Raw genomic sequence first — 21,247 nt, forward strand, 5'->3', positions numbered from 1 at the left:
TGAATCTCCATGAAACAATCCCTTCAGCTTAAAGTCTCGCAAAACCTCACGCTCACGCCTCAGTTGCAGCAATCCATTCGCTTGCTGCAATTGTCCACACTGGAGTTGCAGCAGGAAATTCAACAAGCGCTGGCTGAAAACCCACTGCTGGAGTTGGCTGACGAAGAGGCCGTGGAAGGCGAGCGCACCCTGAGCCTGGACAGCAGCAATGGCGAACTGCACGAGCCACAGGGCGACAGCTTTGAGGCCGATCCCGACCCCCGCAAAGCCAGCGAACCGGTCAGCGATCAGCAAGCTGAACAAGACAATCAAAGCGAAGAAATTGTTCAGCGCGAGACCATCGACTCCATCCAGGACAACTGGGAAGGCGACTGGCGCGACAACAGCGGCGCAGGTGCCGATGGCGATGAAGAAAAACCCGGCCTGCAACTGGCTGCGCCCGACAGCAGCCTGCACCAGCACCTGATCGACCAGCTGCGCATGACACAGGCCAGCGAACGTGACAAAAACCTGGTGCTTTGGCTGATTGACTACCTCAGCGACGATGGCTACCTGACTGTTGAACTTGAAGACCTGTGGGAAACCCTGCAGGACGAGCCCGACCTGGAGTTTGAAGAACTCAGCGCGGCCTTGCGCCTGCTGCAAAGTTTTGACCCACCCGGCGTGGGTGCCCGCAATGCAGCCGAATGCCTGCTGCTGCAACTGGCCCAGCGCAAAGACATCACCTGCCAGCAAAGCCTGTACACCCACTGCCAGCACATTGTTCGTGATCACTTGGGCTTACTGGCCCAGCGCGACTTCACCAAGCTGAAAAAAGCGCTGAATGTGGACGAAGACATACTGAAAATCTGTCACCAGATTATTCGCTCACTTGAGCCATTTCCCGGTGCGCGCTTTCGCCGCATTGACGACGACCATGTGGTGCCCGACGTGATCGTGAAAAAACTCAGTGGTCAGTGGCATGTGCAACTGAACCCGGATGTGATGCCAAAAATTCGCATCAATGAAATGTATGCCTCCATTTTGCGATCTCACCGCGGCCAAAGCGCCCAACTCAGCGCACAACTGCAAGAGGCCCGCTGGTTGTTAAAAAACGTTCAGCAGCGATTTGACACTATTTTACGGGTTAGCCAAGCCATCGTAGAACGTCAAATCGGCTACTTCAATCACGGCGAAATCGCAATGCAGCCCTTGGTTCTGCGGGAAATTGCCGACTTGCTGGGTCTGCATGAATCGACCGTGTCAAGGGTCACCACGCAAAAATATATGTTGACGCCCTATGGGTTGGTTGAGCTAAAGTATTTCTTCGGAAGCCATGTTTCCACCGACTCAGGTGGTCAGGCTTCCAGCACGGCCATCCGTGCACTCATCAAGCAACTGATTTCTGCGGAGGACGCCAAGCAGCCGATATCTGACAGCCAAATCGCCGACCTACTCGGTCAACAGGGCATCGTGGTCGCAAGACGCACGGTCGCTAAATACCGGGAATCACTGAAAATACCCCCGGTGAACATGCGCAAGTCGCTTTAACTGTTAAAGCTTCCCCCCGCAGCAACGAAAGGAGATACCTTATGAACTTGAACATCAATGGTCATCATCTGGAAGTTACCCCAGCGATTCGAAACTACGTCATCGAAAAACTGGATCGGGTGAAAAGGCATTTTGATCACGTCATTGATGCATCGGTGACCATCTCGGTGGTCAAGCTGGTTCAAAGGGCAGATGTCACACTGCACGTTCGCGGCAAAGACATTCACGCTGAAGCAAGTCATGAAAACCTCTACGCAGCCATTGATGCGCTGGCCGACAAACTGGATCGCCAGGTACTGCGTCACAAAGACAAACTAACCAACCACAACCACACCCCCATGAAACACCAGGTGGTCGAAGAAGCTGAATAAACCTCTGTAATTTCAGGGAAAATCAAAAGGCGGACTTCCATCCGCCTTTTCTGTTTTTATGGCGTATAATCGGCCCCACGATTAGAAGCGGGTCTCAGGAATCAACAGCGATGAACTTGATCGCAAATCTACTTCCACCATCCAACATATTGTTGGACACACAGGTCACCAGCAAAAAGCGCGTGTTTGAACAAGCCGGTCTGGTCTTTGAAAACAACCAAGGCATCGCAAGATCCAAGGTGTTCGACAGCCTGTTTGCGCGTGAACGTTTGGGCTCCACTGGCTTAGGCCAGCAAGTGGCCGTACCGCATGGCCGCATCAAGGGCCTGCGCGAACCTATCGCCTCGCTGGTGCGTGTGCAAGACCCAATCCCTTTTGATGCCCCAGACGGCCAACCCGTCAAGCTGCTCATGTTTTTGCTGGTGCCAGAAAGCGCAAACCAGCATCATCTGGATATACTGTCAGAACTGGCTCAAATGCTGTCTGACAAAGATTTCCGTGAGAAACTCATGACAGAATCCGATCCCGGCGCCACTCACCAACTGATCGCCAACTGGGAGCCTTACCAACCCGCGAGTTAAGCCTGTGAAGCAACTGAAAGAACTGATCGAAGCCAACCGCAACAAACTCAAGCTTGACTGGCTGGCCGGTTTAAATGGCGGTGACCGCCACCTGGATCTTCAGTGTTTTGCTTCCTCTGATCTGGTAGGTCACCTCAACACCATTCACCCGGGTCGCATCCAGGTGTTTGGTCGACAGGAAATCGAATATTTCGCCCGCATCAGCGACGAACGCAAAAAACACCAAATCGACAAACTGATTGAAGGCGATCCGCCCGCTGTCATCGTGGCTGAATCATTTCAACCGCACCCACTTTTGAAAGCCGCCTGCGACGAATCCAACATTCCCCTGCTCGCCACACCCCTGTCGGCCGCCGAAATCATCGACTTTCTGCGCGTGTATATCAACAAATGGCTCGCCCCCACCACCATGATGCATGGCGTTTTCATGGATGTGCTGGGCATGGGCGTGCTTATTTGTGGCGAATCAGGTTTGGGCAAAAGCGAACTGGGCCTGGAATTGATTTCACGCGGGCATGGCCTGGTGGCTGACGACGTGGTGGAGTTCTCGCGCGTGGCCCCCAACTACATCGAGGGCCGCTGCCCGGAACTGATTCGCAACCTGATGGAAGTGCGCGGCGTAGGCCTGCTCGACATCAAGGCTATTTTTGGTGAAACGGCCGTACGCCGAAAAATGCGCTTGAAACTGATTGTGCACCTGGTGCGCAAGGCCTCGCTTGAATTGCACCAGGAACGCCTGGTGACCGAGCAGCAATTCCAGGAAGTGCTGGGCCTGCCCATTCGCAAAGCCATTTTGCCAGTGGCAGCAGGCCGTAACTTGGCCGTGCTTCTTGAAGCCGCAGTGCGCAACACCATTTTGCAAATGCGGGGCATCAATACACTGGACGAGTTCATGGTGCGTCAACAAAAGGCCATGCTCAGTGAGCTGGGCGGCATCGACCACCTCCAGGTTGACCCCGACACCGAAACGGACATCGGCCATGATTAACATGAAGGTGGTATTGGTCACCGGCCTCTCAGGCTCGGGTAAATCAGTCGCAATTCGTGCGCTGGAAGACTCCCACTTTTATTGCGTTGACAACTTGCCGCCTTCCTTCATTCCGCAAGTCATCCAGCGCTTGTCCTCCGAAGGTATCACCCAAATTGCCATTGCTGCCGATGCACGCACAGGGCGCGACATCATTGATGTGCCGCAAATCATTCAAGACATGAAGGCCAAAGGAACCGATGTTCGCATCCTGTTTCTGGATGCCGACGATGAAACCCTGATCACCCGCTACTCGGAAAGCCGCCGACGTCACCCCATGAGCGCACGCCTTGGCGAACAGGCCACGGTGCAAGAATGTGTTGATGCGGAACGAGAAGCGCTCGAGCCGCTGAGAAACATTGCAAGCTGTATTGACACCTCAGCCCTGCAACCCAACGTGCTGCGCAGATGGGTGCTTGAAACTGTGGAAGAAGAATCGGCCAAACTTACCCTGGTGTTTGAAACTTTCGGTTTCAAAAAGGGCCTGCCTTCAGATGCCGACCTGGTGTTTGATGTGCGCTGCCTGAGCAACCCCTACTACGACAAAAGCCTGCGCCCTCTGACTGGCAAAGACGTGGAGGTTCAACGCTACATTCAGGCCGACAATCGCAGCGACCCGCTGATTAGCGACATCGAAACCTATTTGAGAAATTGGTTGCCGTCTTATTTGAATGAACAACGCAGCTATGTGACCGTGGCAATTGGTTGCACGGGTGGCCAGCATCGCTCGGTGTATGTGGCCGAAACGCTGGCAAAGCGTTTTACCAGCGAACCCCTACCTCAGATCGAGAGTGTTTTGTTGCGGCACCGCAGCCTGGGTTAACACCCGCACTTGGCCAAGCAGTTTGTGAACAATTTTGGGCACCGGTTTGTCACCAACCGAGTGGCAAGCTGCCCATGCGCCGGGCACTTTCAGGCGCAACACCTTGAAATGCATTTTGCGGTGGGTTAATTCATGTACCAGCCAAGGTTGGCCTTGCAAACCAGGCAACTGTTGCTCAATGTCAGCACGGTGCGCCTGCAAGCCATAGTGTTCAACCCAGGCAGTTGCAATTCGGGTTAAGCCTGCAAAATCTGGCTGACTATCGCAAGCTTCAAATGGCGTGGTCCACAGGCCCTGCCAAACAGCTTTGTCCGTTTGCAGTTCAAGCAGCACTCCACCCCCCTCGTCTTCCACAATCAAGCTGACGAAATACAATTCGGGTCGAGCCTTTTTAGGCTTTGGTGTAGGCAACAAACCCACCATGCCTTTTCCCAAAGCCACACAACTTTGCATCAAGGGGCAGGCCGAGCAGGCTGGGTTGCGCGGTACGCAGCAGGTGGCCCCAAGGTCCATCAAGGCCTGGTTGTACACGCCGGGCTGCTGTGCTGGCACATTGGCATCCGCAATTTCCCACAGGGTTTTCTTGATGGTGGTTTGCTCGGGGTATCCCTCGATGCCGTAGTACCTGCAAAACACACGTTTCACATTGCCGTCCAGAATGGGGGCCGGCACTCCATAAGCCAGTGATGCGATTGCACCTGCAGTGGACTGACCAATGCCGGGCAAACTTTCAAGCTCGCTCACCGTGCGCGGAAATTGCCCGTCAAAACGGGCCACAACCTGCTTGGCACAGGCGTGCAAATTACGCGCGCGGGTGTAATAACCCAAACCTGCCCACAACTGCATCACATCCTGTTCCGGGGCGGCGGCCAAATCGGAAACCGTTGGGTAAGCCTGCAAAAAACGGGTGTAATAGCCCAGCACCGTTGTTACTTGGGTTTGCTGCAACATCACTTCGCTTAGCCACACCTTGTAGGCATCGCCTGTGTGCTGCCAGGGCAGGCTTTGCCGGCCGTGCCGCTTTTGCCACCGCACGAGCACCTCGCCAAATGCCTCTCCGGTCAAAGGGCTCATGGTTGCTTCATTCCTGACATTGCGCGCAATAAAACGTGCTGCGCTGGTTCATTACACGGCGTTTCACAGCGCCCCCACAGCGCTTGCAAGGCTGCCCCTCGCGGCCATACACATCACAATGCAACTGAAAATGTCCCCACTCGCCATCAATGGCTTGAAAATTACGCAGGGTTGAACCACCCCGCTCAATCGCCTCAGTTAAAACAGCAACCACCGCTGCATGCAAGGCCTGCGTATTTGCCCTACTCAGCCGCCCCGCGGCTTTACCGGGTCGGATTGCACTGCGAAACAGCGCCTCGCACGCATAAATATTACCCACACCAACTACAGCAAGCCCACTTAACAGCAAGGCCTTGATCGACACTTTTTTGCCGCGCGTGGCCTTGAAAAACGATTCGGGTGTGAATGCCTCACTGAAAGGCTCAGGCCCCAGTTTTGCAAACCGTATAAAACTGTTTTCCCAACCCGGCGCTTTTTCGACGTACTCCACACTGCCAAAGCGGCGCGGGTCGTTGTAACGCAGAACCTTCTCCCCAAAATTCCATTCAATGTGATCGTGCTTGTCCCACGGAGTGCTGGCGCTCACAATTTTCATGGAACCCGACATGCCCAAATGCACCACCAACACTTGCCCACCGAAATCCATCAACATGTATTTCGAGCGGCGCTCCACGCCTTGCAATATCTGCTTTACACAACTTTGCACTTGAACCGGCACGGGCCAACGCAAACGGGGTTGCCGCACGGTGCAAGCCAACAGGCGCTGCCCTGTGAAATGCAGGTCTACGCCTCTTTTGGTGATTTCTACCTCGGGTAATTCAGGCATAAGCTAAAGCGCGCACGCGCATCTGTTAATGTGATAAAAATAAACGTGGATTCACCAGTTTTTCATTGGGTTCAACAGTATGACTTGTTTTAAATGGACCATCGCAGGCCCGGTATTTTTTCTGGCAGCCAGCCTCACCACAGGCTGCGCCACCGTGCCGGCTGAACAGGGCGAACCGGCGCAACAGAAAATGTCTGCCGAGCAAAAAGCCTATGAGGCCCGTGTGGCCGACATGGTAAAACAAGACCCACTGTTTGCCCTGCTTACCGCTGAAATTGCCAGCCAACGCGGCGACACGTATTCTGCCACGCTGGCATACACCGAGGCGGCAAAACAACAGCGCGATCCCGATCTTGCAAAAAGGGCGGTCGAAATCAGCCTGGCTGAAGGCCAATTGGACCTGGCCTTGAGCGCAGCCCAAGTGTGGTCAGAATTGTCACCCGGCGACAAACAGGCCAGCCGCTCCATCATGCTGCTGCAACTGGGCACCAACCGGGTCGATCAGGCAATGCCTGCACTCAAGGCTTTCTTGGCCGATGTGCAAACCGCCGAGACCGCAAACCCGGGGCTTGGGGGTTCCAGCACCGAGAAAGTTGCGCTGGACATGCTTCAGCGCATTCCCGACAAAAACAAAGCGTACCAAACCGGTATCGAGCTGTTCGGCAACAATGCCGATGATCTGGAAGCACAAACCTTGCTCGCCCAGCTTGCCAACAATTCCGAGTTGTACCCACAGGCTGTGGGCCACATGGAAAACGTATTGCGCAAATCGCCACAAGAACGTTTTTATGTGCTGATGGCTCAGTTCATGGAAAAACGCGACGGCAACCTGGATGCCGCCATGCAACTGGTAAACGAGCAGGCGCTACTGCACCCCAACTGGTTTGGTGCGCGCCTTTACCTGGCTCGCAACCACACGCAGCTTGGGCAGTGGGCGCAAGCACGGCAACGGTTTGCGGAAATGATCGAGCTTCAACCCGACAACATTCCCCTGTATTCCAGCCAGGGCTTTGTACTTACACAGCTCAAAGACTACAAAGCCGCCGAGCAGCACTTCAAGATTTATCTGGACAAAACCACACCGGCAGAACGCCAGAACGAATCGCTGATACACGCCACGCTGTCTGACATGGCACTTGAACGCAAAGACTATGTGGCCGCCCTGAAGTGGTTGGACACCACGCCCAATGCAGCCGACAATCTGGATGTACAACTGAAAAAGTCAGCCTTGTTCGAAAAACAGGGCAATGCATTGTCCGCCAAGCGGGTACTGAATCAATTCAAACCCAAGAATGAAGATGAGTCTGTGCGACTGGCACTGGCGAAATCGCAATTGGCGGAATCGCAAAAAGCACCTGCTGAAGCCGCCACCGAACTTGAACTGGCCTTGCTGAACTTCCCGGACCAACCCGACCTGCTTTACGAGCGTGCCATGGTGGCTGAGCGGCAAGACGACCTGCCGCGTGTGGAGCAGTTCCTAAAGCGCCTTATCGCAGTTCGCCCTGAAAACCCACACGGCTACAACGCTTTGGGCTACACCTGGGCCGAGAATAATATTCGGCTGGAAGAAGCTTACGAGTTGATTAAAAAGGCAGTGGAACTGGCTCCCAACGACCCCTTCATTCTCGATTCACTGGGCTGGGTACATTACCGCTTGGGCAAGCTGGACAGTGCTGAAGCAACGTTGCAAAAAGCGTTTGGTCTGCGCCAGGACGAAGAAATCGGTCTGCACCTGCTTGAAGTGTTGCTCAAGTCCGGAAAAAAAGAAGAAGCACGTCAACTCGGAAACAGCTTGACCGTTCGTTACCCAGACAGCAAAGCATTGAAAAAACTGGTTCAACAGCTTGAGGGAATTTAAGTTCATGGCTTTATCAACATTGCGCCTGGCCTGTATCGGCTTGATCGGCGCAAGCCTGGCTGCCTGCAGCACTTTGGGTCAAAACCCAAGCACTGAAGTGGATTGCAAGTCGATCCAGTCAAGCTGCCACTACGGACGTTTTGGGTTGATTTGGAAAGTTGAACAAGCCGACGGGAAAATTGAAGCTGATTCTATTTCGGGCACCTATGAATGGCGTTCGGGCCGCACTGGGCCAAGCCAAGCCCCTGAAATTGCCTACCTGGAAGTCAGCTCCACATTGGGCCCTTCGCTGGGCAGCGCAAAACGCTTGGGTAATTTTTACGAAGTCCGGGCCGCAGATGGCCGGGTGTATCTGGCCAAAGACTGGCAAAGCCTGTTCGATTTGATGTTTCCGGTTGAACTGCCTGCTGAAGCCTTGGTGCAGTGGATGGAAAACCCGAACCCCAATGAATTACCCACACTGCCCACCAACTGGGCTTGGGAAAACCAGAATGGCCGATACCGCGTGGTGTTTATTGAGAACAACACGTCAGGCCGTATCGACCTGATTCCGCAAGGCACCCTGGGCAAATAAAGCGTGAACGTTCCCAGCCCGGCCAAACTCTCGGCCTTTTCGCCTGCAAAAATCAATCTGTTTTTGCACATCACAGGCCGAAGGGCTGATGGTTACCACCTGCTCCAAAGTATTTTTTGCCCAATCACGCTGGGTGATCAACTATCCGTGTCAGTGCAAACCAATTCAAGCCGTGAATTGGTCATTCAGCGAAGTGGTGACCTTGTTCACATTCCTGAACAAATTGACCTGACAGTTCGCGCCTGCAAGGCCTTTTATGCCCACGCCAACATTGGAATGGGCTACGCAGTGACCATTCATGTCGACAAGCAAGTTCCGGAACAGGCGGGTTTGGGTGGCGGCAGCAGCAACGCTGCCACTGTACTGCGCCTGCTACAACAGCACCACCAAAACCCGATTGAACCTGAACAACTGGCTGCGATCGGCCTGACGCTTGGGGCTGATGTGCCCTTCTTTCTTCAGGACAGCAGTGCTTTTGTCGAAGGCATTGGCGAGGCAATCACACCAATTCAGGGCATTTCAGGGCATTTAATTGTCTACAAACCGCCACTTTCTTGCCCCACGCCCAAAATATTTAGCGATCCGCAATTGACACGCAACTCAAGTGACGTCAAAATAGCGGTCTTCGATTCGGCCCGCCGAATGAATAGTGAGTTGATGGCTTGCCTGCAAGCCAACACACAGAATGCTTTGCAAGCTGTTGTGTCACGCAACTACCCGGAATGGGAACAGCAGTTTGGTGTTTTTTCAAACTGTGTTGCAAAGCTCAACCCGCAATTGATTCGAATGTCAGGTTCCGGCTCCGCCATGTTTGCTTTGTTTGCCAGCCCAAGCCAACTTAGCACCGCAGTGGCAGCAGTCGCCGATGCGCCTGAATTACAGCGTGGGCAGTTGTTTGAATGCAAAATCAAACCAAGCTGAATCGATAAAAGTTTTAGGGGAGTCGCCAAGTTGGTTAAGGCACCGGATTTTGATTCCGGCATTCGAAGGTTCGAATCCTTCCTCCTCTGCCAAAACCAAAGGGCCAGCCACCGGTTGGCCCTTTTTTTATTTCGCCAACGCACACGTCAAGCCCTGGGGTAAACAATGGCAACCGACAGCAGTCTAATGATCTTCACCGGCAATGCGAACCCTGCATTGGCCGAATCAGTGGCCAAACAGCTGAACATTCCGCTGGGCAAGGCTACCGTAGGTCGTTTCTCAGACGGTGAAGTCATGGTCGAGATCAACGAGAACGTGCGCGGCAAAGACGTGTTTGTACTGCAATCCACATGCGCCCCCACCAACGACAACCTCATGGAAATGATGGTCATGATCGACGCGCTCAAGCGCGCATCAGCTGGCCGTATTACCGCAGCCATTCCTTACTTCGGCTATGCCCGTCAAGATCGCCGCGTGCGCTCTTCACGTGTGGCAATCACTGCCAAAGTAGTGGCCAACATGCTGCAGGTTGTAGGCGTTGACCGCGTGCTGACCATGGACCTGCACGCCGACCAAATTCAGGGTTTCTTTGACATTCCCGTAGACAATATTTATGCATCGCCAGTGTTGCTGGGCGATGTTTGGAAGCAAAACCTCGACAACCTGATGGTTGTGTCGCCCGATGTAGGCGGCGTGGTTCGTGCCCGCGCGCTGGCCAAGCGCCTGAATTGCGATTTGGCCATTATCGACAAGCGTCGCCCCCGCGCCAACGTGGCAGAAGTGATGAATATTATTGGCGATGTGAAAGACCGCACCTGCGTGATCATGGACGACATGGTCGACACCGCCAACACCCTGTGCAAAGCCGCCGCGGCCCTGAAAGCCAACGGCGCGAAAAAAGTAGTTGCTTACTGTACCCACCCCGTGTTGTCGGGTGGTGCCATTCAACGTGTAGAAGAATCTGATCTGGACGAACTGGTAGTGACCGACACCATTCCTTTGTCTGAGGAAGCCAACAACAGCAAAACCATTCGTGTTCTGAGTGTTGATGAACTGCTGGCCGAAACAATTCGCCGCATCGTTCGCTCTGACTCGGTCAGCTCGCTGTTTATTGATTAAGTTTTAGGTAACAAGTTGTTTTGGGCTTTTTTGCGGACGCCTTCAAGTGCCGCATAACTTGGTTTCACTGGTCGCGGTGAAGTCAAATTTGGAGAATCAACATGAAAGTAGTTGCAACATCCCGCACAGAGCAGGGTTCCGGAGCGAGCCGCCGCCTGCGTCGTGCTGGCCAGGTACCTGGCATTGTTTATGGCGCAAATCAGGAAGCTCAGGCTGTGTCAATTGAACACAACCCCCTGTGGCACGCAATTCAAAAGGAAAAATTCCACTCCAGTATTCTGGATCTGGAAATTGACGGCAAGTCACAGCAAGTGTTGCTGCGCGACTTCCAGTCACACCCTTACAAGCCACAGTTGCTGCACATCGATTTCCAGCGCATCGACGGTAACCAGAAGATCCACATGAACGTGCCTTTGCACTATTCAGGTCACCTGGAAAGCCCAGCAGTCAAGCTGTATGCCGGTCAGGTTACCTTCGTGGCCAACCAGATCGAAATCGAATGCTTGCCCAAAGACCTGCCAGAATTCATCGCCGTCGATTGCAGCGTGCTGGACGTGACCAAGCGCTCAATCCACGTGACTGATCTGCAGTTCCCTGAAGGTGTAAGCATCCCCAACCACGGTCAGCAAGACCTGTCACTGGTTACAGTGAAAATCAAGGCTGGTGCGGCTAAGGGCGGCGACGAGTAAACTCTCGAAGTCCATTTAGTACCGAAAAAGCCGCTGCACTGAAGTTCAGCGGCTTTTTTTATGGGCACAATGTGGGCTCATTCATCAATCAAGCACAAAACCCGAAGTGAACAACACACCCAATTTCGATGAATTGCCATTGGGCGATCAAATCAAACAAGTGATCGCACAACTGCCCACAAGCACGGTCAGCCTTGGTGAAATTCTAGACCTGGTGGGCCGCGACGGCATGCTGCTATTGGTGGCATTTCTCACACTGGTGTTCATGGTGCCAGTATCAATTCCGGGGGTCAGCACCATTTTTGGCGCAGCCATTTTACTGATTGGCGTCAGCAGAATTTTCGGTCGAACCTTGTGGCTACCCAAGCGCTTCAAAGAACGCGCCCTGCCAGCAGACAAGCTGCGCAATGCACTTGAAAAAGGCTTGGTGTGGATTCCACGCCTTGAAAAAATCAGCAAACCCCACCGCATGGCTTGGCTGACCACAGGCCGAGGCATGAACATCATCAATGATGGTGGCCTGATTCTGGGCGCCGTGTTGCTGATGGCACCCTTTGGCTTCATTCCGTTCTCCAACACCGTGCCGGGTATCGCCCTGCTTTTTCTGGCAGTGGGCCTGATTCAACGCGACGGCGCAGCCGTGCTGCTGGGGCATTTGGCCAATGTGGCCTCAATTGTGTACTTCGGCGTACTGATCGGCGGCGGCGGCATGATGATTCAAAACATGTTGCAAAACTGAGTTTGCAAGTTAATCTACTGGCACCTCCGTTTTATCCACCACCCTGCGCAATACAAAACTGGTGTGCACCCCAGTTACACCTTTAATGCGGGTAATTTTGTTCAACAGCAAATTCTGGTAGCCGTCCATGTCGGCAACAATCACCTTTAACTGGTAATCGGCCTGCTGACCGGTAATCAGCAAACACTCCAGCACCTCGGGAATTGCTTCAATCGCGCCTTCAAAACTGGCGAAGCGTTCCGGCGTGTGCTGATCCATGGAAATATAAATTAGCGCCATCAGGCTGTACCCCAGTTTTTTCGCATCCACCAAGGCGCGGTAACCGGTAATCAAGCCCGCGTCTTCAAGGGCTTTCACTCGGCGCAAACACGGCGAAGGCGACAATCCAATGGCATCGGCCAGGTCTTGGTTACTCATTCGCCCATCGGCTTGCAACAGGGTCAGAATTCGTTTGTCGTAGCGGTCCAGTTCTTGCATTTGGCTTTCAATGCCTTTAAATAAACTATTTTCGCAATTATCTGCCAATTAACAAGATTATCCAAGCAATAAACGCAATCATCTTTCACCCCAAAACACCTACACTATTTTCAATCGATCCACCTTTCAGGCCAACGCAGTATGTTGAAGAACCCCGCCACCAAATATCGCCCCGCTTACAAAGTGGACCTGCCCGACAGAACATGGCCCAACAAGGCCATTGAACATGCGCCAATCTGGTTAAGCACCGATTTGCGCGACGGCAACCAAGCGATTTTTGAACCCATGAGTGTGGCCACCAAACTGGACTTCTTCAAGGAATTGGTGCGCATTGGCTTTAAGGAAATTGAGGTAGGCTTTCCGGCTGCCTCTCAAATCGACTTCGACGTGGTTCGGCATTTGATCGACAACGATTTAATTCCGAACGATGTCACCCCCATGGTCATGACCCAGGCTCGTGATGATCTTATCGAGCGAACAGTGGAATCGGTGATTGGTGCCAAAAGCGCCATCGTCCACATCTACAACTCCACCGCACCCGTGTGGAGAAATACGGTGTTCCGCATGACTGTGCCTGAAGTGATCGACATGGTGAAAAAGCGCGTGCAAAAAGTGAAAGAACTCACCGATGCACACCCTGAAACCCAGTGGGTTTTGCAGTACTCGCCCGAGTGTTTCAACATGACTGAACTGGACGTGGCTTTGCAGGCTTGCAACACCGCCATTGAAGCCTGGGAAGCCGGGCCAGGTAGAAAGATCATCATCAACCTGCCCACCACGGTGGAATGGAGCACACCCAATGTGTTCGCCGATCAAATCGAGTGGATGAACAGGCGCCTGAATCGTCGTGAACATGTGGTGCTGTCCGTGCACCCACACAATGACCGTGGCACGGGTGTGGCCACCGCCGAACTGGCCATGATGGCTGGTGCGCAACGTGTTGAAGGCTGCTTGTTCGGCAATGGCGAACGCTGTGGCAACGTCGACATCGTGACGCTGGCCTTGAACATGTACACCCAAGGTGTGCACCCGAACCTTGATTTTTCCGACATCAATGCTGTGGCCCGAGTGGTGGAAAGTTGTACGCAACTGCCCATTCACCCACGCCACCCGTATGTGGGCGATTTGGTGTACACCGCGTTTTCCGGATCACATCAGGATGCCATCAAGAAAGGTTTTGACATTCAAAAGCCCGATGCCATTTGGGAAGTGCCCTACCTGCCAATCGACCCTGTTGATGTAGGCCGCACCTACGACAGCGTGATCCGTGTGAACAGCCAGTCTGGCAAAGGAGGCATTGCCTACATTCTGGAACGCGAACATGGCGTGGTCATGCCACGCCGCATGCAAGTGGAGTTTTCAAGCGTTGTGCAAAAGGTGAGCGACAGCACGGCTGCTGAAATGACATCGCCCGCCCTATGGGCTTTGTTTGAGCAAACCTATTTGCAAAACGACGACAGCCAGCCGCGCTACATCAGCCACAAAGTGTTTGATGCCGAAGGCGGCCAAGGCATTGAGATTACAGTACAGCAACACGGCGAAATTATGCGCCTTGAAGGCGTGGGCAATGGCCCGCTGGATGCCGCGGTGCAAGCCCTTGGTGTGCCCATGGACATAGTTGGCTTCGAGGAGCGCAGCGTAGGCCAAGGCGCAAAATCAAAGGCTATGGCGATTATTGAAGTAAGCGTGCCCAATGTGCCTGGCAGCAAATTTGGTGTGGGCTTTCACGACAACATCACCACCGCCAGCTTGATGGCGCTGGTCAGTGCATGGCGCAGGGTTGAAACGCCCATGCCAGTCGAATTGAAATAATCACTGCGATTGTTTGGAATCAGCCGAACTATCAGCGAAAATACAGCCTTGTGATCCACAGGGCTGTATTTTACTTCATGTCCAGCAACACCCCCATCAAGCTGATCGTTGGCCTTGGCAACCCTGGCCCGCAGTATGCAGACACACGCCACAACGCGGGCGTTTGGTATCTGGAAGCATTGGCACGCAAACACAATGTGTTTTTACAAAGCGACAAGCGTTTTTTTGGCGACCTGGCGCGCATCAAGTTTGCAGGTGAAGACGTGTGGCTGCTGTTCCCCACTACCTTCATGAACCGCTCTGGTCAGGCTGTTGGCGCTTTGGCAAAATTCTTCAAAATCAAGCCTGAAGAAATTCTAGTCGCGCACGATGAACTGGACTTGCTACCCGGTCAAATCAAAATGAAAAAAGGTGGCGGCCATGCCGGCCACAATGGTTTGAAAGACATTCATGCACACATGGGCAGCAACGAATTCTGGCGCGCACGCATTGGCATTGGCCACCCTCGCAGCCTGAACCTGCAACAAGGTGTGGCCGACTTTGTATTGCACCGCCCCAGCAACGAGCAACAGCAAATCATCGACAAGTCAATCGACGTGTTGCTGAAACACACCGAGCTGATTTTGAAGGGTCAAATTGGCCAGGCCACCACGCACATTCACACGGAGTGCGCATGAGAAGCAGCATACAAATTATTTTGGGCGATCGCGCCAAAGCGCACATTGCCAACAAAGGCCTAAAGCCGGAAGACATTTGCGCCATTCCCGCCGCCGCAGGCGGCCCGAAAGGTTTGATTTTGCAGGGGCTTGATCAGTATTTGTTCAACGACTGGCTGGGGCCTGATCATCTACAAAAACGAGCTGAACAGGGGGTGAAGCCACTGCAACTGATTGGTGCCTCAATCGGTGCCTGGCGCATGGCCGCAGCCGCGAGCAGTAACCCGGCAGCCACCTTAAAGCGCCTTGCCCAACAATATGTGGAAGCGCAAAACTACGACAAAGGTGTGGACAGATTCGAGATTAGCCGTGTATGCAAAAACATGGTGCAGGCCGTGGTGGCCGATGAAGCACAACATATGGTGAAACCTTTGGGCAAAGAATTGCTGGTGTGGGTGAACAAAGGGTTGACCCCGCTGCACCATGCGCAACAGCAGCGTGCCCGCAAGCGTGGTTTCGCCAGTGCGGTATTGGCCAATAGCGTAAACCGCAATCGCCTTTCCAGCTACTTCGAGCGATGGGTATTTCAAAGCCCGGGGGCGCATACCGATTGGCTCAAGCAGCCCTTTGATCGAATTCCCACCAGGATCGAAGACCTGGATGCATTGAACGTTCACGACGCCTTGCTGGCCAGTGGCAGTATTCCGTTTGTGCTGAACCCGGTACACAAAATAGCCCATGCCCTGCGCGAAGATCACCCAGAAGTGAAATACCACGAGGGCCCGTTCTGGGATGGCGGCTTGACCGACTACCACTTGGCCTTGCCCTATCACCGACTCGATGGCCTGGTACTTTACCCCCACTTTGCGCCTACGGTTACACCAGGTTGGCTGGACAAGTTTTTAAAACTGCGCAAAGCCAACCCGGATTGGATGAGTAATGTGATTCTGGTGTGCCCTTCGCCAGAATTTGTAAAGCGTTTGCCCGCGAAGAAAATTCCAGACCGCAGTGATTTTAAGCGCTACAACTTTGATCACCGCATTCGCATACCGCTGTGGCAAGCGGCTATTCGCGAAAGCGAACGCATGGCAGAAGACTTTTCAACCTGGCTTGCGAACGTGAATCGCTAGGCGCGGTACAATTCACCCCATTCAATTAAGCACTTAGCGAATTCTCATGACCCTCAAATGCGGCATCGTTGGCCTTCCCAACGTCGGTAAATCCACCCTGTTCAACGCGCTGACCAAAGCGGGCATTGCGGCTGAAAATTATCCCTTTTGCACAATCGAACCCAATGTGGGCATGGTCGAAGTGCCCGACGCACGTTTGCAACAGCTGGCTGATGTTGTAAAACCCGAACGTATTTTGCCCGCCACCGTTGAATTTGTAGACATTGCAGGCCTGGTGGCAGGTGCCTCGAAAGGCGAAGGTTTGGGCAACCAGTTTCTGGCTCACATTCGCGAAACCGATGCGATTGTGAATGTGGTTCGGTGTTTTGAAGACGACAACGTCATTCACGTCAATGGACGGGTTGACCCTCTTTCCGACATTGAAACCATTGAAACCGAATTGTGTTTGGCTGACATGGGCACCGTTGAAAAGGCCGTACACCGCTATGCCAAACAGGCGCGTGCAAATGACAAAGAAGCAGCAAAAATTCTGGCCATTTTGCAGCGTTGTGAGGCGCAACTGAACGAAGCCAAACCCGTGCGCGCATTGGGCCTGGATGAAGAAGAACTGTTCGCCATCAAAAGCTTTGGCTTGATCACTGCAAAGCCAGCCATGTACGTGGCCAACGTGGCCGAGACTGGTTTCGAGAACAACCCGTTCCTTGAGCGTTTGCAGGAATACGCAGCAAAGCAGAATGCCCCGGTGGTTGCCGTGTGCGCCGCCATTGAAGCTGAAATAGCCGACCTGGAAGACGCCGACAAAATGGAATTCCTGGCCGACATGGGCATGACCGAGCCTGGCCTGAACCGAGTAATTCGTGCGGGCTTCAAATTGCTGGGCCTGCAAACCTACTTCACCGCAGGCCCAAAGGAAGTGCGTGCGTGGACTATTCACATTGGCGACACTGCACCCAAAGCCGCTGGCGTGATTCATACCGATTTTGAGCGCGGCTTTATTCGTGCCCAAACCATTGCGTTCGATGACTACATTCAGTTCAAGGGCGAAAACGGTGCCAAGGAAGCTGGAAAAATGCGCGCTGAAGGCAAAGAGTATGTGGTGAAAGACGGCGACGTGCTGAACTTCCTGTTCAATGTTTAAACAAGCTGCAAGCCTGGTTTAAAACAAAGGCCCTTCGGGGCCTTGTTTTTTGCTTGTCGTCTTTTTGTGCTACGGTAATGTCAGTATTCACTCGCTGCACCAACCATGTCCAAAGCCCTGAAGTGGTCAATTCTTGCCTTTGTGATCGTTCTTACCGGCGTTATTTTTTCTCATGGCGTTGTAGTGCCGCGCTTCATCTGGGAACCCAAGCTGAACAGTGTTCGCAATCAGTACCCCGACCAGCGTATTGATGTAAAACGTGTGGTGCTTGCGCTTTCCCTGAAACCGCAATTGATCATTTCTGAAATAGAAGTGGATGACCCCACCCGCAAGGAAAACCTTCAACTGGCCTTGATCAGGCTGGGCATGAACGCCGTCGAGTCGATCAAGCAAGGCCGAATTCAAGTTGAGTCTCTGACCATCAAAGGCCTGGCTGCTCGAGCCGAGAAAGAAGCCGACTGCGGCCAACCCAGCTTGAGCTGTACACCCGTGCTGCCAGTGGCGCTGGCCGCACGGGCCTGGCAAAGCACGCAAGTGGCCAACCCCGGTTTTTTTACACCCGAACTTGCTTTGAATTCACTGGAACTTGAACAGGCACAGTTCATGGTGAACAACACTGAAGCCCAACAAGAGCTGAGCGGCAAACTGGAGCAGTTCAAGTTTAAAGTGGGCAACAACACTCCAGACAATCAGTTCAACCTGGGTTGGCGCCTGGGTATTAAAACCCCGCAGGAAAACAAGCAACTGTACATCGCCATGAATGCGCAAACCGAGGCTGGCCCCATGCGCGAAGTTTCACTCAAACAATTCAAAGTAGACATTGACGGCCAATGGAACGGCTTCCCATGGACCGGCACTGCCGAGCAAGACCTGCTGGTGTTGCGCCTTGCGCAGGCCAACAACGGTGAAGGTGCGCCTTTTATCAAGTTGCATGGTGAAAACCTTCGTACCTATGTGCGTCGAGATGACTTGCCTGAAACACACCAGGCCGCATTTTCTGCCCAACAATTTGAGGGTGGCCTGCCCGCGCAAAACTGGACCCTGAACAAAGCCGAATGGACCTACACCCACGAGGATGCCCAAGCCTGGACCTTCAACATGAACTACATGGCATCGGAGGGTTTGATTGAATTACAACCCGAAACCATAAAAGGCAGCGAAGGCATTCCCGCTGAAGCACAGGTGCGTGAATTGAATTGCGATGCGGCTGAAACTGCCATACGCGAAGACAAGCCTTACTGGGCCTGGCAAGAAGGCTGGTTCAGGGTACTGAACGAACACCCACTGGAAAAATCAAGCCTGGTGTTGTGCCCGGTATTGGCCAATAAACCCTAACCAGCAACCATCGCCAAGTACTGTAAGGCCTTAATTTTGAGTGGTTTGGGTTTCTGCAATACGTCACGCTGAATGTCAAACACAACCGACTTCAATAAATCTGTTGTGTTCAGTTCGCTTTCACTCTCAAGACGTTGGAGCTCAACTTTCAGCTTTTCTGGCACTTTCATCGAAAGTCGCCTACGAGGAATCTTCACCGTATCGATCGTGTAACTCACCAATGAAAGCTTGTGGGCAGACAATAGCCTTTGAATTCCCTTGGGGTCGTGCGCCAAATCATGAATGTAGTAACACAAAAGGTCTTTACGAAAGTCTGGCGTCGAATCAGGCTCAACAGTGAATGCCGCCAAATCAAGCATATCGAGATAAATTGCCGGCAATCGAACTTCAATCGATCTCAGCGCTTTTCTTCGTGATTCTGAAATGGCGGGCGTTGATTGGGCTGGGATGGATACAACATGATCGCATTGGTCACACACACCCACCAAAATATCGTGTGCGAATCCTTTTTTGTCGCTGAACGGAACATCCCTTCGCTTAAAGGTTAGCGAAACCATTTTTCTACAATGATTGCAAATGGCTCGACTTTGATCTCCATCGATGAAAAGTTTCATATGTGTTCCTGAATTTATTTATGAACGCTGATAAACCAGGCATCAGGGTCCACAAAATAAAACTTGATGTACCAATTTTTAACTTTAATCACATGCACCGTGATCTCCTTGACCACATGGTGAGGCGATTCCGTGTGCATACTTCCATCGCTACTGGCAATCAGTGTCGCGACTTCGATCGCCGAAACCTTACCGAGAGCAAGCAAATTCTTCACATCAATATCGCCACGAGACTCATGCTGATAATTTCCGTTCCGTAGCGCACGCAAGATTTCTTTTTTTGCTGATCTATAACCCACAGGCACGCTTAATGTACGACATATTTCGTACAAAGTCCAATTCAATAAAGGGTGAATTATAGAAAAAAGGAATTAAGCTGCAGGAACCTTGTTTGAAGAAACTGAATGCAGGGTTGCTTCTGGAATGAACTGTCAACAACCTTCGGTTGGGGCTGGTTTGGATGCCACCGCAGAATCACCTTCCGCAGAACCAGCAGGTAAATAGGGTGTTTTGTCAGGGTGCAGTTTGAAAAACTTGCCCAGCAATTGCTGCCGGGTGTCGGGGTGGGCCGGGTCTTTGGGAATGCATTCAACCGGGCACACCACCACGCATTGTGGCTCGTCGAAATGCCCCACGCACTCGGTGCACTTGCCAGGGTCTATTTCATAAATTTCTTCACCCATGCTGATCGCGCCGTTCGGGCACTCGGGCTCGCACACGTCGCAATTGATGCACTCATCGGTGATGATTAAAGCCATATGTTCACTTTACTTGTTGATCACCTGCGGCGGGGTCAGCCCCAGCTTCTGGTTCAACCAATGTTCAACCGACGGAAACACAAACTTGCTGACATCGCCACCCAGTGAAGCAATTTCACGCACGATAGTGCCGGAAATAAACTGGTACTGGTCCGATGGCGTCAGGAACATGGTTTCTACATCGGGCAGCAAATAGCGGTTCATGCCTGCCATTTGAAACTCGTACTCAAAATCGCTTACCGCACGCAAGCCGCGAATAATCACATTGGCGTTGTTGTCGCGCACAAAGTCTTTCAGCAAGCCGCGAAAACCCTTCACTTCGACATTGGGATAGTGGCTTAGCACTTCACGTGCAATTTGCACACGCTCGTCCATTGAAAAGAAAGGCTTCTTGTTGGGGCTGTCGGCCACACCAACCACCAGTTTGTCGAATATTTTTGCGCCGCGGCGCACCAAATCTTCATGACCACGGGTTAACGGGTCAAATGTTCCGGGATATACAGCAATGCGCATCGCTGATCTCCATATCAAAGGGTTTTATTCGCGTGATACTGCTCTATCCCCGCTTTGTATCACACAGCAGGCAGGGCAAACAAATGGGCATGCACTTGGCCTGCTTTTAAATGTCGCAAAGCATCAATTTCTTGAACATTCAACGCCTTGCACAGCACGGCCTCGTCAGCAAGCAGGTTTTCATGCCATTCGGCATACACCAGCCCCTCTGGTTTCAACACTGCTTTGATCAGCGGCAGGGTGGCCAGCATCAAATCGCTTCGAAAAGGGGGGTCTAGCGCCACCAGGTCGAATTGTTTGCCCGCGCTGGCCAAACGTTTCAGACAAGCAAGCACATCATTGGCTTCAATTTGAATGGAGGGCGGCTTGCCCCCCTCGGCCGCAGGCCATTTCGACAGCAGGTAGGATTTGTTCTCCTGCAACTGGGCAACCACCTGGCGGTTCTGCTCCACAAGCACCACATTGCTGGCCCCGCGCGAGGCCGCCTCAAATCCCAAGGCACCTGTGCCTGCGTACAAGTCGAGCACTTGCATGCCCGTGCAGTCTTGCCCAAGCCAGTTGAACACGGTTTCACGAACCCGGTCGGGTGTGGGCCGCAGCCCCTCCACTGGCGCTATGGGCAGCAAGTGCCTGCGCCACGCGCCGCCAATGATTCGGAGCTTATTGGCTTGCTTATTCAACT

General features: G+C 52.9%; 23 protein-coding genes, 1 tRNA gene and 1 pseudogene. 17 read left to right on the forward strand and 8 right to left on the reverse strand.

What is annotated here, in order from left to right:
- Positions 1 to 9: 9 nt before the first annotated feature.
- The 5 genes from B4C79_RS08340 (at position 10) to rapZ (ending at position 4,332) form a co-directional block, all read left to right on the forward strand.
- A complete protein-coding gene (locus B4C79_RS08340) occupies positions 10 to 1,530 on the forward strand; it encodes an RNA polymerase factor sigma-54 (protein ID WP_291741465.1) in 1,521 nt (506 codons plus the stop codon).
- A 41-nt stretch (positions 1,531 to 1,571) separates the two neighbouring features.
- Positions 1,572 to 1,901, forward strand: a complete 330-nt coding sequence (gene hpf / locus B4C79_RS08345; protein WP_105027399.1) for a ribosome hibernation-promoting factor, HPF/YfiA family — start codon at positions 1,572 to 1,574, stop codon at positions 1,899 to 1,901.
- Between the two features lie 110 nt (positions 1,902 to 2,011).
- Complete coding sequence (locus tag B4C79_RS08350; RefSeq protein WP_040512070.1) at positions 2,012 to 2,482, forward strand: PTS sugar transporter subunit IIA; 471 nt, start codon at positions 2,012 to 2,014, stop codon at positions 2,480 to 2,482.
- 4 nt (positions 2,483 to 2,486) lie between these two features.
- On the forward strand, positions 2,487 to 3,470 hold the full coding sequence (gene hprK, locus B4C79_RS08355) for an HPr(Ser) kinase/phosphatase (protein WP_171100782.1): 984 nt from the start codon (positions 2,487 to 2,489) through the stop codon (positions 3,468 to 3,470).
- A complete protein-coding gene (gene rapZ, locus B4C79_RS08360; RefSeq protein WP_291741468.1) occupies positions 3,463 to 4,332 on the forward strand; it encodes an RNase adapter RapZ in 870 nt (289 codons plus the stop codon). The genes hprK and rapZ overlap by 8 nt, the downstream gene beginning before the upstream one ends.
- On the opposite strand, the gene mutY is transcribed toward rapZ, so the two are convergent.
- Both mutY and mutM read right to left on the reverse strand, forming a co-directional pair.
- On the reverse strand, positions 4,285 to 5,406 hold the full coding sequence (gene mutY / locus B4C79_RS08365; protein WP_291741471.1) for an A/G-specific adenine glycosylase: 1,122 nt from the start codon (positions 5,404 to 5,406) through the stop codon (positions 4,285 to 4,287). The genes rapZ and mutY overlap by 48 nt on opposite strands.
- Before the next feature lie 7 nt (positions 5,407 to 5,413).
- On the reverse strand, positions 5,414 to 6,232 hold the full coding sequence (mutM, locus tag B4C79_RS08370) for a bifunctional DNA-formamidopyrimidine glycosylase/DNA-(apurinic or apyrimidinic site) lyase (RefSeq protein ID WP_291741476.1): 819 nt from the start codon (positions 6,230 to 6,232) through the stop codon (positions 5,414 to 5,416).
- Between the two features lie 79 nt (positions 6,233 to 6,311).
- On the opposite strand from mutM, the gene B4C79_RS08375 reads away from it, so the two are divergent.
- The 7 genes from B4C79_RS08375 to B4C79_RS08405 all read left to right on the forward strand — a co-directional run bounded on the left by B4C79_RS08375 (position 6,312) and on the right by B4C79_RS08405 (position 12,132).
- Positions 6,312 to 8,090, forward strand: a complete 1,779-nt coding sequence (locus B4C79_RS08375) for a tetratricopeptide repeat protein (RefSeq protein WP_171100788.1) — start codon at positions 6,312 to 6,314, stop codon at positions 8,088 to 8,090.
- Positions 8,091 to 8,094: 4 nt separating this feature from the next.
- A complete protein-coding gene (locus B4C79_RS08380) occupies positions 8,095 to 8,664 on the forward strand; it encodes a hypothetical protein (RefSeq protein ID WP_105027405.1) in 570 nt (189 codons plus the stop codon).
- 3 nt (positions 8,665 to 8,667) lie between these two features.
- On the forward strand, positions 8,668 to 9,585 hold the full coding sequence (ispE, locus tag B4C79_RS08385) for a 4-(cytidine 5'-diphospho)-2-C-methyl-D-erythritol kinase (protein WP_171100790.1): 918 nt from the start codon (positions 8,668 to 8,670) through the stop codon (positions 9,583 to 9,585).
- Between the two features lie 15 nt (positions 9,586 to 9,600).
- Positions 9,601 to 9,677, forward strand: a tRNA-Gln gene (locus B4C79_RS08390).
- A 73-nt stretch (positions 9,678 to 9,750) separates the two neighbouring features.
- Positions 9,751 to 10,704, forward strand: coding sequence for a ribose-phosphate diphosphokinase (locus B4C79_RS08395; RefSeq protein WP_105027407.1), 954 nt, complete (start codon positions 9,751 to 9,753; stop codon positions 10,702 to 10,704).
- A 101-nt stretch (positions 10,705 to 10,805) separates the two neighbouring features.
- Positions 10,806 to 11,393, forward strand: coding sequence for a 50S ribosomal protein L25/general stress protein Ctc (locus B4C79_RS08400; protein ID WP_105027408.1), 588 nt, complete (start codon positions 10,806 to 10,808; stop codon positions 11,391 to 11,393).
- A gap of 106 nt (positions 11,394 to 11,499) precedes the next feature.
- Entirely contained in the window at positions 11,500 to 12,132 is a 633-nt protein-coding gene (locus B4C79_RS08405) for an exopolysaccharide biosynthesis protein (RefSeq protein ID WP_291741482.1), read from the forward strand.
- Between the two features lie 9 nt (positions 12,133 to 12,141).
- On the opposite strand, the gene B4C79_RS08410 is transcribed toward B4C79_RS08405, so the two are convergent.
- Positions 12,142 to 12,609: an Lrp/AsnC family transcriptional regulator gene (locus B4C79_RS08410; RefSeq protein WP_291741485.1), complete on the reverse strand. Its 468-nt coding sequence runs from the start codon at positions 12,607 to 12,609 to the stop codon at positions 12,142 to 12,144.
- Positions 12,610 to 12,750: 141 nt separating this feature from the next.
- On the opposite strand from B4C79_RS08410, the gene leuA reads away from it, so the two are divergent.
- From leuA to B4C79_RS08435, 5 genes are all read left to right on the forward strand, one after another.
- Positions 12,751 to 14,421, forward strand: a complete 1,671-nt coding sequence (gene leuA / locus B4C79_RS08415; protein WP_291741486.1) for a 2-isopropylmalate synthase — start codon at positions 12,751 to 12,753, stop codon at positions 14,419 to 14,421.
- A gap of 77 nt (positions 14,422 to 14,498) precedes the next feature.
- Positions 14,499 to 15,098, forward strand: coding sequence for an aminoacyl-tRNA hydrolase (gene pth / locus B4C79_RS08420; RefSeq protein ID WP_171100794.1), 600 nt, complete (start codon positions 14,499 to 14,501; stop codon positions 15,096 to 15,098).
- On the forward strand, positions 15,095 to 16,207 hold the full coding sequence (locus tag B4C79_RS08425) for a patatin-like phospholipase family protein (RefSeq protein WP_291741490.1): 1,113 nt from the start codon (positions 15,095 to 15,097) through the stop codon (positions 16,205 to 16,207). The genes pth and B4C79_RS08425 overlap by 4 nt, the downstream gene beginning before the upstream one ends.
- Before the next feature lie 46 nt (positions 16,208 to 16,253).
- Positions 16,254 to 17,345 carry a redox-regulated ATPase YchF gene (ychF, locus tag B4C79_RS08430; protein ID WP_291741492.1) on the forward strand — a complete coding sequence of 364 codons (1,092 nt, stop codon included), beginning with the start codon at positions 16,254 to 16,256 and terminating at the stop codon, positions 17,343 to 17,345.
- A 105-nt stretch (positions 17,346 to 17,450) separates the two neighbouring features.
- Complete coding sequence (locus B4C79_RS08435) at positions 17,451 to 18,680, forward strand: hypothetical protein (RefSeq protein WP_291741495.1); 1,230 nt, start codon at positions 17,451 to 17,453, stop codon at positions 18,678 to 18,680.
- Here B4C79_RS08435 and B4C79_RS08440 read toward each other — a convergent pair.
- The 5 genes and pseudogenes from B4C79_RS08440 to rsmD all read right to left on the reverse strand — a co-directional run bounded on the left by B4C79_RS08440 (position 18,677) and on the right by rsmD (position 21,245).
- Entirely contained in the window at positions 18,677 to 19,294 is a 618-nt protein-coding gene (locus tag B4C79_RS08440) for a hypothetical protein (RefSeq protein WP_291741499.1), read from the reverse strand. The genes B4C79_RS08435 and B4C79_RS08440 overlap by 4 nt on opposite strands.
- A 14-nt stretch (positions 19,295 to 19,308) precedes the next feature.
- Positions 19,309 to 19,593, reverse strand: a complete 285-nt coding sequence (locus B4C79_RS08445) for a hypothetical protein (protein ID WP_240605626.1) — start codon at positions 19,591 to 19,593, stop codon at positions 19,309 to 19,311.
- Between the two features lie 231 nt (positions 19,594 to 19,824).
- Positions 19,825 to 20,052: pseudogene (locus B4C79_RS08450) on the reverse strand (YfhL family 4Fe-4S dicluster ferredoxin); the annotation flags it as partial.
- Positions 20,053 to 20,061: 9 nt separating this feature from the next.
- Positions 20,062 to 20,565: a pantetheine-phosphate adenylyltransferase gene (gene coaD / locus B4C79_RS08455; RefSeq protein ID WP_105027419.1), complete on the reverse strand. Its 504-nt coding sequence runs from the start codon at positions 20,563 to 20,565 to the stop codon at positions 20,062 to 20,064.
- A 59-nt stretch (positions 20,566 to 20,624) separates the two neighbouring features.
- Positions 20,625 to 21,245 (reverse strand): 16S rRNA (guanine(966)-N(2))-methyltransferase RsmD, encoded by a 621-nt coding sequence (rsmD, locus tag B4C79_RS08460; protein ID WP_291741509.1) that lies wholly within the window; start codon positions 21,243 to 21,245, stop codon positions 20,625 to 20,627.
- Positions 21,246 to 21,247: the final 2 nt, after the last annotated feature.

It is taken from the genome of Limnobacter sp. UBA7229 (assembly GCF_002473065.1).
GTDB lineage: Bacteria > Pseudomonadota > Gammaproteobacteria > Burkholderiales > Burkholderiaceae_B > Limnobacter > Limnobacter profundi.